At 71.3% G+C, this 11,357-nt stretch carries 12 protein-coding genes and 1 pseudogene; all 13 read right to left on the bottom strand.

Annotated elements, in window-relative coordinates; translation table 11 throughout:
• Positions 1 to 948: pseudogene (locus ACYC1Z_RS11585) on the bottom strand (hypothetical protein); the annotation flags it as partial.
• Positions 923 to 2,917, bottom strand: coding sequence for a flagellar biosynthesis protein FlhA (locus ACYC1Z_RS11580; protein ID WP_461409683.1), 1,995 nt, complete (start codon positions 2,915 to 2,917; stop codon positions 923 to 925). The gene ACYC1Z_RS11580 and the pseudogene ACYC1Z_RS11585, both read right to left, overlap by 26 nt.
• A 56-nt stretch (positions 2,918 to 2,973) precedes the next feature.
• Positions 2,974 to 4,083, bottom strand: coding sequence for an EscU/YscU/HrcU family type III secretion system export apparatus switch protein (locus ACYC1Z_RS11575; protein ID WP_461409682.1), 1,110 nt, complete (start codon positions 4,081 to 4,083; stop codon positions 2,974 to 2,976).
• On the bottom strand, positions 4,080 to 4,826 hold the full coding sequence (locus ACYC1Z_RS11570) for a flagellar biosynthetic protein FliR (RefSeq protein ID WP_461409681.1): 747 nt from the start codon (positions 4,824 to 4,826) through the stop codon (positions 4,080 to 4,082). Before ACYC1Z_RS11570 ends, ACYC1Z_RS11575 begins: the two co-directional genes overlap by 4 nt.
• Before the next feature lies 1 nt (position 4,827).
• A complete protein-coding gene (fliQ, locus tag ACYC1Z_RS11565; protein ID WP_461409680.1) occupies positions 4,828 to 5,100 on the bottom strand; it encodes a flagellar biosynthesis protein FliQ in 273 nt (90 codons plus the stop codon).
• The gene (gene fliP, locus ACYC1Z_RS11560; RefSeq protein ID WP_461409679.1) at positions 5,100 to 5,876 is read right to left on the bottom strand and encodes a flagellar type III secretion system pore protein FliP; all 777 of its coding nucleotides are present in this window, start codon (positions 5,874 to 5,876) and stop codon (positions 5,100 to 5,102) included. The genes fliQ and fliP overlap by 1 nt, the downstream gene beginning before the upstream one ends.
• Before the next feature lie 128 nt (positions 5,877 to 6,004).
• Positions 6,005 to 6,703, bottom strand: coding sequence for a FliO/MopB family protein (locus ACYC1Z_RS11555; RefSeq protein ID WP_461409678.1), 699 nt, complete (start codon positions 6,701 to 6,703; stop codon positions 6,005 to 6,007).
• Positions 6,703 to 7,410 carry a flagellar motor switch protein FliN gene (gene fliN, locus ACYC1Z_RS11550; RefSeq protein WP_461409677.1) on the bottom strand — a complete coding sequence of 236 codons (708 nt, stop codon included), beginning with the start codon at positions 7,408 to 7,410 and terminating at the stop codon, positions 6,703 to 6,705. The genes ACYC1Z_RS11555 and fliN overlap by 1 nt, the downstream gene beginning before the upstream one ends.
• Positions 7,407 to 8,306, bottom strand: a complete 900-nt coding sequence (locus tag ACYC1Z_RS11545) for a flagellar motor switch protein FliM (RefSeq protein ID WP_461409676.1) — start codon at positions 8,304 to 8,306, stop codon at positions 7,407 to 7,409. The genes fliN and ACYC1Z_RS11545 overlap by 4 nt, the downstream gene beginning before the upstream one ends.
• A gap of 183 nt (positions 8,307 to 8,489) precedes the next feature.
• Positions 8,490 to 9,014 (bottom strand): flagellar basal body-associated FliL family protein, encoded by a 525-nt coding sequence (locus ACYC1Z_RS11540; protein ID WP_461409675.1) that lies wholly within the window; start codon positions 9,012 to 9,014, stop codon positions 8,490 to 8,492.
• 69 nt (positions 9,015 to 9,083) lie between these two features.
• The gene (locus ACYC1Z_RS11535) at positions 9,084 to 9,950 is read right to left on the bottom strand and encodes a flagellar motor protein MotB (protein WP_461409674.1); all 867 of its coding nucleotides are present in this window, start codon (positions 9,948 to 9,950) and stop codon (positions 9,084 to 9,086) included.
• Positions 9,947 to 10,714, bottom strand: coding sequence for a motility protein A (locus tag ACYC1Z_RS11530; protein WP_461409673.1), 768 nt, complete (start codon positions 10,712 to 10,714; stop codon positions 9,947 to 9,949). Before ACYC1Z_RS11530 ends, ACYC1Z_RS11535 begins: the two co-directional genes overlap by 4 nt.
• Positions 10,715 to 10,716: 2 nt before the next feature.
• Positions 10,717 to 11,076 carry a flagellar FlbD family protein gene (locus tag ACYC1Z_RS11525; RefSeq protein WP_461409672.1) on the bottom strand — a complete coding sequence of 120 codons (360 nt, stop codon included), beginning with the start codon at positions 11,074 to 11,076 and terminating at the stop codon, positions 10,717 to 10,719.
• Between the last annotated feature and the right edge of the window lie 281 nt (positions 11,077 to 11,357).

Genomic DNA, 11,357 nt, shown 5'->3' with positions numbered 1-11,357 from the left:
GGCGAGCGCCTCCGGCCCGGACCTGTCCACGGGCAGCGGAGAGGTGCGGCGGCGACCCGGACGCCCGGGTCGGTCACGATGCGCGGGCTTGTTCGCGCGCGCGCGTCCGGCCGGCTTCGGCTCACGATCCGGCTTCGGCTCACCGGCCGGCTTCGACTCGCGGGCCGGCTCGGTCCCCTGCGAGGGCGGCATCTTCGGCTCACCGACCGGGTCAGTTCGCTTCGAGGTCGGCGCCTTCGGCTCACGGGCCGGCTCGGTTCTCCGCGAGGCCGACGCCTTCTTGTCCACGGTCGCCCCGGGCTCCGCCGCGGCCGGTTCGGCCGCGGCGCTCGAGGTAGCGACGGTCGGGCGCCCGACGCGCTGCCACGAGGGCTTCGACCACCGCTTCCCGGGCCGGTTCGGCGGCTTCTCGCTGTCCGCGGTGCGGGTGGTGACGGACCCTGACGGCGCGTCCGGTCCTGCCGGCGGGGGCGGCGGGGGCGGGGGCGGGCTGACCGGCCCGAGCGCCTTCCTCGACGTGGCGTGCCGCACCGGTGCATCGCGGCGCGACGACGGCATGGGCCCGACGCCGTCGCTCCCGTCGGCCGCCGCGAGGAGGGCTTCGAGCCCCACCAGGCCGGACGCCTGGCCGGCCGTGGGCGATCCCGTGCCGAGCCCGGCTCTCCCGCCGGCGGACCGCGAACCCGCGCGCAGCTCCCGGGCTACCGACGGGCCCCCGGCCACCGGCGGACGAACGGCTTCCGGCGTGGCGACGGCCCCGGGGTCGGGCGTCGAAGGCTCCGTGCTCAGCCCGGGCACATCGACCGTGACGACGTAGCCGTGGTGGGCGAAGGGCCCGAAGCCCTTGTGCACCCGCTCCGCCTTGACGACCCGGCCACCGATCTCGCGGGCGCGCTCGATCAGCGGCGCGAGCTCGGGACCGTCAAGCAGCAATCGCGTGTCCGACACCGACCACTCCCACCGTGTCGATCGTCAGCGTGGTGCCGGCGACCTCGCTGTAGGACAGCACGGGCAGCCGCGGGGTGGCAAGGACGACGAGCTTGTGCAGCGCCGCTCGGATCGCCGGCGCGCACACCAGGGCCACCTGCTTGCCGGTCGCCTCGGCGGCGTCGGTCTGCGCCCGCACCGAGGTGAGCAGGCTGTCGACGCGCTCGGGCGTCAGCGAGAGCTGGGTGCCCTGGTCCCCCGGGCGCAACGACTCGAGGAGCACCTGCTCGGTGGCCGGCTCGAGCGTGAGCACGCGCAGCACGCCGTCGGTGGAGACACGGTCGACGATGACGTCACCGAGCGCCACCCGCGCCGCCTCGACCAGCCCCTCGGCATCGGTGGAGACCTTCGCCCGGAGCGTGAGCGCCTCGTAGATGCGCGCCAGGTCCAGGGTCGGGACCTGCTCCGCGAGCAGCCCCTGCAGCACCCGCTGCACCTCGCCGAGCGTGAGCAGCGCCGGGACGAGCTCCTCCACGACGGAGGGGTTGGTCTGCTTCAGGCCCTCGTTGAGCACCCGGACGTCCTCGCGCCCCAGCAGCCGCGCCGCGTGCGTGCTGATCAGGGAGGACAGGTGGGTGATGATCACCGAGGTGCGGTCCACCACGGTGGCGCCGGCCATCTCCGCGCTGTGGCGCAGCTCGGCCGGGATCCACTTGCCGGGCAGGCCGAAGACAGGCTCGGTCATGAGGGTGCCGGGCAGGTTGTCGAGGCCCTCGCCCAGGGCGAGCATCTTCCCGGCGGGCGCCTGCCCGCGGGCGACCTCGACACCGGACAGGCGCACCGCGTAGTGCGTGGCCGGCAGGTCCACCGAGTCCCTGGTCCGGACCGGGGGCAGCACGAAGCCCATCTCGAGGGCGGTCTTGCGGCGCAGCGCCCGCACCCGGGCGAGGAGGTCCTGGTCGGCCGATCCGCCCACCAGGTCGACGAGGTCGGGCGCGAGGAGGATCTCGAGCGCGTGCACCCGCATCTGCTCGATGAGTTGCTCGGTCGTCTCCGGCCCCGGCTGCAGGGCCGACTGCGACGGCTCGGCCGCGGCCGCCTCCTCCTCGGCCTGCTGGGCCTTGACCCGCTGCGACATCAGCAACAGGGCGGCGCCGACGAGGATGAACGGGAGCTTCGGGATGCCGGGGATGATCGCGAGCACGATCGCCGCGGCCCCGGCGATGGCCAGGGCGTTGCGCGACTGCAGGATCTGCTTCGAGGCCGCCGTGCCCATGTCGTCCTCGGCGGTGGCGCGGGTGGCCACCAGGCCGGTGGCCACGGACATCAGCAGCGCCGGGATCTGCGTGACCAGGCCGTCTCCCACGGAGAGGATGGAGTAGGTCTCGATCGACTCCCCGGCGGACATGCCGTGCTGGACCATGCCGATGACGAACCCGCCGACCAGGTTGATCAGGGTGATGACCACCGAGGCGATCGCGTCGCCCTTGACGAACTTGGACGCACCGTCCATGGCGCCGTGGAAGTCGGCCTCGGCGGCGACGTCGCCACGGCGTTTGCGTGCCTGCTCCTCGTTGATGACACCGGCGTTGAGGTCGGCGTCGATGGCCATCTGCTTGCCGGGCATCGCATCGAGCGTGAACCGGGCACTGACCTCGGCGGCGCGGCCGGCGCCGTTCGTGATCACCGCGAACTGGATGACCACGAGGATCATGAAGATCACGAGACCGATCACCAGCGAACCGCCGACGACGAAGTGCCCGAACGCGTCGATGACCTCGCCGGCGTAGGCATCGCGCAGCACCAGCCGGGTGGAGGCCACGTTGAGACCGAGGCGGAACAGCGTCGCGATCAGCACCAGCGAGGGGAAGATCGAGAAGTCGAGCGCCCGCTTGATGTACATGACCGTGAGCAGCACCAGGATCGAGAACGTGATGTTCACGGCGATGAGGACGTCGACCAGGCCCGCCGGCAGGGGGACCACCAGCATCAGGACGATGGCCACCACCCCGATGGGTGCCACGGTCTGGGAGAACTTGCCGTTCTTCACGGGTGGGCCTTTCCTCGGGGCGGCTCAGGGATGTGGTGGACGCCGGCCGCGCTCCCACGCCGGCGTAGGGACATGACGAAGGCGAGCACACGCGCGACGGACTCGTAGAGGTGCTCGGGCACCTCCTGGCCGATCTCGCACGCGGCGTGCAGCGTGCGGGCCAGGGTGACGTCCTGCACGATGGCGACCCGCGCCGCGGTGGCCTTCTCGCGGATCTTGGCCGCCAGGTGGCCCTGGCCCTTGGCGACGACGCGCGGCGCGCCCTTGCCGGACTCGTACCGCAGCGCCACCGCCACGTGGGTCGGGTTGACGATGACGACGTCGGCGTCGGCCACGGCCGCCATCATGCGGTTGCGGCTCATGGACATCTGGATGGAGCGGCGCTGACCCTTGACGTGCGGGTCGCCCTCCTCGCGCTTGGAGTCGTCCTTGACCTCCTGCTTGCTCATCCGCGTCTGCTTGCGGTTGCGGCGGATGACGACGAGCACGTCCACGACGGCGAGTGCGAGCCCGGCCACGACCGCCCAGATGATCAGGGTGGAGGCTTGGCTTTCGACCTCCTCGATCAGGGTCCGCAGCGGGATCTGGCCCGAACCGAGGATCGTCGGCGCCATGCCGGAGACGATGACGTAGAGCACCGCCCCGACGACGGCCGTCTTCAGGAGCGTCTTGAGGCCCTGCCACCAGGCCTGGCCGCCGAAGATCCGCTTGACGCCCTTGACCAGGTCGAAGTTCTTGAACTGCGGCTTGAGACGCTTCGTGGCGATGTGCACGCCACCCTGGGCGGCGTTGCCGATGACACCGGCGAGGACGGCGGCGGCGAAGATCGGCAGGAGGGTGGGCAGGATCGATCCGAGCCCGGACTGCAGCGCACCGACCGCCGTCGCGATCTCCGGGGCCGAGACGGCCCGCTCGACGGCCGCGAGCTGCTCGCGCCCGGCGGCACCGGCGGCGCCGATCACGGTCGTCAGGGTGAAGGCGGTTGCCCCGACCACGAGCCAGGCCGCGAGGTCCTGCGACCTCTGGAGCCCGCCGTCGGCGCGGACCTTCTTCATCCGTTGCGGCGTGGCCTGCTCGGTCTTCTCGCCGGCACCCTGCTGGCTCATCCGGTCACCTGCGACAGGTTGCCCAGCGCTACCTCGGCGAGCCAGGACACCACGCGCGGCAGCGCGATGAACGCGAAGACGCCGAGGGTGAGCGTGATGAAGATCTTCAGCGGGAAGCCGAGCACGAACGCGTTCAGCGCCGGCGCCACCCGGGTGAGCAGTCCCAGGCCGAGGTCGGTCAGCAGCAGGATCGCGATGAGGGGGCCGGCCACCTGGAGCGCGGCGAGGAACATCTGGCCGACGGCGGCGATGAGCGTCTCGGCCAGGCGCGCCAGATCGAGCGAGACGCCCAGCGGTAGCGCCCGGAAGGTGCGGGCGAGGCCGCCGATGACGAGCTGGTAACCGTCGGAGACGAAGAGCAGCACGACGGCGGTGAGGTTGTACAGCTGGGTGAAGGGCGCACCCTGGGTCAAGGTCAGCGGGTCGAACGCGGCCGCCATCCCGAAGCCGCCGTGCATGTCGATGAACCGGCCGGCGACCTGGACCGCGGCGAAGACGACCGCCACGAGGAAGCCCAGCCCGGCGCCGATCACGGCCTCGCTGACGACCTGGCCGGCGAACTCCCCGGTGGTGAGGCTGGCGGCGTCGAGTGCGGGGCTCAGCGCGAGCGCGATTCCCACGCCGAGCATCGCCTTGACCGGGCCGGGGATCGCGCCGTGGGCGAACGGCGGCGCCAGCACGAGGAAGAGGGTGACGCGCACGGCCGCCAGCAGCAGCGGTTCGACGTCGAGTGCCAGTGCCACGTCATCCGCCCAGGAGCTGGGGGATGCGGTCGAAGAGCTCGTGCGTGGTCATGACCAGCTCGGAGATCATCCAGTTCCCCGACACCATGAGCGCGATGGCGACGGCGATCGCCTTCGGCACGAAGGACAGGGTGACCTCCTGGATCTGGGTGACGGACTGCAACAGGGAGACGGTGAAGCCCACGACGAGGGCGGTGAGGAGGGCGGGGGCGGCGAGCTTGGCGGCGAGCTCGATGCCCAGCACACCGATGTCCAGGACGGCGTTGGTGTCCATCAGTAGGTCCCCACCAGGGTGGTCAGGATCAGGCCCCAGCCGTCCACGAGGACGAAGAGCAGGATCTTGAACGGGAGCGAGATCATCACCGGCGGCAGCATCAGCATGCCCATGCTCATGAGCACGGCGGCGACGACGAGGTCGATGACGAGGAACGGCACGAAGATGACGAAGCCGATGATGAAGGCAGCACGCAGCTCGGAGAGCATGAACGCCGGGATCAGCGTCTGCATGGGCACGGACGCGGGGTTGGCCGGGTTCGGCAGCTCGGCGGCGCGGGTCAGGAGCGCGATGTCGTCCTCGCGCGTCTGGCCGAGCATGAACCCGCGCAGCGGGGCCTCGGCGGCGCCGAGGGCGTCGGTGAAGGTCATGCCGCCGTCGAGGTAGGGCTGCACGGCGAGCGTGTTGATGTCGGTGAGCACCGGGAACATGATGAAGATCGAGAGGAAGAGGCTCAGGCCGGCGAGCACCTGGTTGGGCGGCACGCCCTGGAGGCCGAGCGCGTTCCGGGTCAGGGCCATGACGACGAAGATCTTGGTGAAGCTCGTCATCATCAGCAGCAGCGACGGCGCCAGCGAGAGCAGCGTGATGGCGAGCAGCACCACGATCGACGTCGACGGGGCGGCGGGCCCACCGCCGATCTCGATGCTCAGGCCCGGGCCGACCGGTGCCGTCGGGTCGGTGGGGGCCGTGGGGTCGATCGGGGCCGCCAGTGCCCCGGTGGCGCCAAGGACGAGCAGCAGCACCACCACCGCGCCCACCGCGCCCCCCACCATGCCCCCCACCGCGAGGCGACGCACACCCCCCGCCCCCACCTGTCGCCGAACAGGTCCTAAAGCACCGATTCGGTGCCGATTCTGCGCTTTAGGACCTGTTCGGCGAGGGGGGAGCGTGAGGGGGGCGGTCATCGGGTCCCCGATCGGTTCTGCCGCGACCCGAAGGTGGCGAACGCCGCTGCCCAGGTGTTCTTGTCGAGCACGGAGCCGGCGAGGGGACCGGACGAGCCGGACGACAGCGGCTGCACCGGTTGGCGGCGGCGCGCCTGCATGGCTCGGCGGCTCGGGGCTGCACGGTGCCCGGTGCCCTCGGCGGCGAGCACGTCCGCGAAGGTGGTGCCCGAGTTGGCGGCGGTGCTCGAGCCGGAGGTAGTGCCCGAGTTGGCGGTGGTGCTCAGGCCAGAGGTAATGCTCGAGCTGGCGGCGGTGCCCGAGTTGGACCCAGCGCTCGAGCCGGATCCGGCGGCCGAGGTCAGCCCGATGGCCGCCGTGGCGCTCCCGCCCGAGTTGGAGGCGGCGTCGCCCGGGAGGTCAGCATCGGCACCGCCTGCCTCGCCCGGCAGGGCCGTGAGCAGGTCGCCGTCGTCGAGCTCGGTCAGCAGCCGGACCCCGGTGTCGGTGACCCCGACCACGAGGGTGCGGCCACCGACCTCGACGACCGCCATCCCGGCGCGGCGGCTCAGGTTCTGACGCCCCAGCACGGTGATCGGCACACGACGGGTCGCGGCGGTCCGGCCGTTCAGCTGCCGGGCGACGAACCACAACACTGCCAGGACGACGGCGAGGGACAGGGCGACACGGAGGCCCAGCAGCAGCGTGTCCGCCACTACCCGTTCTTCTCGGTGGCGGGGACGATCTCGGTGATGCGCACGGCGTACTCGTCGTCGACGACGACGACCTCGCCGCGGGCCACCAGGCGCCCGTTGACCATCACGTCGGCGGGCGCGCCGGCGCTGCGGTCGAGCTCGAGGATCGAACCGGGGACCAGCTCGAGGACGTCGCGCACCGGCAGCCGGGTGCGGCCGATCTCCGCGGTGAGCGTCATCTCGACGTCGTAGAGGACCTGCATGGCGCCGGAGGCGAGCGGCGCGGAGTACGCCTTCTTGGTCGCCGGGTCACCCACGGGGGCGGTGGTGCCCTTCGCGCGCAGGCCGAACCAGCCCTGCACCTCGCCGTCGGCCTCGAGGGCGTGGACGGTGATGCCGGGACCGGAGAAGACCTCGCCGGCCGGGCGGATCTCGGCGGTGCCGAGGACGCCGGTGCCGAGCGTGGCCGCTGCGGCCTCGAGCGCGGGGCGCACGGCCTCGGCGACGGACAGGTCACCGGCCGCGGCGAGCGCCTCGGTCACGACCTCCTGGACGACCACGACCAGCTCGGTGGAGGACCGCCCCACGAACGTCGCGACGACCGCGACGGCGTCGTCGGCCGGGCGCTCGTCCTCCGTGGCCGGACGGGGCGAGAGCGGGACGGGCGAGGGCAGGAGCTTGGACAGCTCCTGGGCGGCCCGCAGGTCGGTCGGGACGAACGTGTTCATGAATGCTCCTTGACGTGGACGACCATGCCGGCGAGCCGGGACCCCTGGGCCACCGGCGCGGCCTGGGCGAGGGTCTTGTTCCCGACGACCACATCGAGGGGCCGGGAGGAGGGGTGGTGCAGCGGGAGGAGGTCACCGACGGCGAGGGTGACCATCTCGCGCGGGTGCACGGTGATCGGCCGGAACCGCAGGTTGACCTCGACGGGCACGTGCTCGACGGACTCGGCGAGCTCGGTGTGCAGCAGCCGGTCCTCCTCGATCTCCGTCTCGCTGCGCTCGTCCGTGTTCTCGCCGTCGCGCAGCGCGGAGACGATGCCCTCGGCCGGGAGCATGACGGTGGTGGGGACGTCGTGACCGTCGACGTGGAGGGTGATGTGGCCGACGATGACCGGCGTCGAGGCCTCGGCGGCCTGGACGAACTGCGGGTTGTACTGGATGCTCTTCAGCTCGACGCCGAGCGGCAGGATGCTCGCGAAGACGTAGTTGAGGTCGGAGAGCGTGCGGCGCAGGAGCTCGCGGATGAGCTCCTGCTCGAGCTCGGTGAGCTCACGGTCGGGCACGGCCCCCTGGGTGCCGGGCCCGCCGAGCATGTGGTCCACCCAGACGAGCGACGCCGCGAGCGGGAACTCGATCGCGGCAGCCCGGCGGCCAGGTTCGGTGGTGAGCAAGACCATCGTCGTGGTGGCCGGCAGCGAGCCGATGTACTCCTCGTAGGTGCGCATCCGCACCTTCTCGACGGTACCGGTCACGTTGACCCGGAGGCGGGCCACGAGCTGGTTGGCCCAGTGGCGGGAGAAGCTCTCGAACGCCATCTCGAGCAGGCGCGCGTGCTCGCGCGGCAGCGTCATGGGTCGACGGAAGTCGTAGGCGACCGGCGCCTTCTCGGCGCTGGGCATGCTGGAGCGGACCGTCACACCTGGCTACATCGGCCAGCGGTCGGTCGTGTTGAGGTTTGTGACGCGGACCAGCCCGGGACCTACCTCACGCGCCCTGGGGGTTGCGCGGGCGGGTCCTGGTGTGTCGGCGGGCCGGGCCGGCCACGGTCGGCCCGTGTCACCGGGTCCGTACCGGGCCCCGTGTCACTGGGTGACGAGGTCCGTGTAGTAGATGTCCACCACCGATCCTTCGTAGACGTCGGTCAGGTCTGCCACGAACTGCTTCGTGATCTGGGCGCGGGACTCCATGTCGTTGATCTCCTCGACCGATCGGCCCGAGAAGGTGGCGATCGCGATGTCGAGCGCCTTGGCGGTCTGCAGCTCCTTCGGCGCATCCTCGGTGAACTGGATCGAGAAGCCCAGGCGCAGGTATCGCCCGCCGGCCAGGTTGAGGCTGATCGGTTCCACGGCGACGACGGCGCCGAGCGGTGCCGCCGCGGGGACCTCGGCGATGGCGGCGCTCGGCTCCCAGGGGCGGAGCACGTACGCCACGGCGCCCAGCAGCACGACGACGACGAGCACGAGCGCGATGATCATGGGCGCGCGGCGGCGGCCGCTCCCGGGCTCCGCCGCGGGTGCCGGTGCGGGTTCACGGCTGCCGATCTTCGGGGCGGGCGTGCCGGAGATCTTGATCTTCTGCTGCCCGACCGTGCGCCTCTCCTCAGCCATCGGTGTGCCTCCGTTCGTTGCTCGTGGGGGTGGTGGTGCGGTGCGGTGCCGTGCGCTGCTTCACGGGGCTCACGACCCTGCGGCCGGAGCCGCGGCGGGGAGCGCACCCTGGCGTCCCATCTCGGCGACGACCTGCGGGATGAGATCGCGGACGGTGTCGGGTGCGTCGGAGAGCACCACGATGTCGACACGCTTGTTGACCTCGAGCGGATCGGCGTCCGTGGCGGCCATCGGGTAGGCGTCGCCCATACCGACGGCGACGACCCGGTTCGCCGGCACACCGCCGCTCTCGACCATGCGGCGGAGCACCTGCGTGGCGCGGTCGGAGGAGAGCTCCCAGTTGGTGGGGTAGCGCGCCGTCGGCACCGTGTTGGCGTGCCCCTCGACCGTGAGCGCGTAGGGCGAGGCGGCGAGGACGGGCGAGATCACGTCGACGACCAGCATCGCCGGCTCTCGCAGCTCGGCGCTCTCGGTGCCGAAGTAGACGTCGGCGCTCACGAGGCCGATGACCAGGCCCCGGTCGGTGATGGAGAAGGTCACGTTGCCCTCAGCCTGCCGGCTCGCCAGCTCCTGCCTGAGCTGCTCCTGGAGGGCCGTGAAGTCGGCGACCTCCTGCCGGGCCGCCGCGAGGTCCCCGACGTTCTCCGCACCCTGGACGCTGCCCGCGGAGTGCTGAGCGACGTCGAGAGGCTCGGGTACGACGGCGTCGGACGCGAGGACGCCGGAGCCGCCATCGACGATGGCGTCGTTGGCGGTCTGGCCGAAACTGACCGCGAGGGAGTCGCGCAGGGCGGAGAACTTCTGCTGGTCGACCTGGCTGATGGCGAACAGCACGATGAACAGACACATCATCACCGTGACCATGTCCATATAACTGGTGGTCCAACGCTCGATATTCTCCTCCTCGTCCTCGCCGCCCCGCTTGCGCCGGCTCATGCGGCCTCCTCGACGAGTTCGCTGGCGGGCACGAGGCTGCGCAGCCGCTCGCCGACGAGGCGCGGGTTGGCGCCGGACTGGAGCGCGAGAAGGCCCTCCAGCGTGACCTCCATCTGGGCGCACTCGAGGTCGGAGAGGCGCTTGAGGCGTGATCCGATCGGGAGCCAGATCATGTTGGCGGAGAGGATGCCCCACAGCGTCGCGACGAAGGCGGCCGCGATGAGCGGGCCGAGCGTGGAGGGGTCCTCGAGCTGCTCGAGGACGTGGACGAGCGAGACGACGGTGCCGATGATGCCGATCGTCGGGGCGTACCCACCGAGGGAGGTGAAGAACTTCGCACCGACCCGGTCCTGCGAGCGCTTGGTGTCGATCCGGTCCTCGAGGAGCGTGCGCAGATCTTCGGGGTCGGTGCCGTCGATCGCGGCGGTGAGGCCGTCCTTGAGGAAGGGGTCCTCGATGTCACGGGCGGCGTCCTCGAGCGCGAGCAGACCCTCGCGGCGGGCGCGGTTGGAGAGTTCGACGATGACCGGGATGGTCTCGCCCTGCTTCGGCGCCTTGCTCGTGAAGGCCCTGGGGAGCTGCTTGAACGCGAAGATGGCGTCCTTGAGCATGCCGCCGGCGAGCCCGGCACCGAGGGTGCCGCCGAACACGATGATCATCGGCCCGGGCAGCAGGATCGATGTGACGGCGGTGCCCTCGAGCGTCATGGACAGGAGCACCGCCCCGAGGGCGACGACGAGCCCGATAATGGTTGCCGGATCCATCGCTACTGATCCCCCCTAGGACGTGTCGGAAGGGAAACGATCACGTTGTCGGCGTCCGGGGCGTCGTGCCGGTCCGCCTCCCGGGGGGACGCGGCGGAGGTGGGAAGACCGGAGAGCGTGGCCCCGTCCGTCGATGCGGGATCGAGCGCGCCGGGGCCCTTGGCCCCGAGCTGCAGCGACCGCGCGACGATGGCGGCGCGGTGCTCCTGAACCAGCGAGACGATCTCGTCGAGCGACTCGTTGACGATGTACCGCGTGCCGTCGAGCAGCACCAGGATCGTGTCCGGGGTGCATTCGATTCGCTCGATCAAGTCAGGGTTGATCGCGAACGGCTGGCCCGTCAGACGTCTCACGATGATCACAGTGTGGTTCCATCCTCTGTCTTCGGGCCCGTCCATGAGCCCTGTGCAGGGCCCGTCCATGAGCGTCTGCATCCTTCCCATCGGCCGGATGCCTCCGACGATGAGGGTTCGGCCGCGGGCACGGCGTGACCCCGATCTCGCCGGCACCCGCCCGCTGACGTCCGCCACCGGCCGGCTGCCCCACCCACCTGTCACACCGCACCCACCGCCCACCCCACCGCCTACCACCTCGTCGAGATCGTCATCGAGGCGACGAACTCGCACAGCCGAGGTGCGAGTTC

The organism is Georgenia sp., from assembly GCF_054605595.1.
The sequence above is the reverse complement of the archived record's forward strand: the minus strand, read 5'-3'. Positions and strand labels throughout refer to the sequence as shown.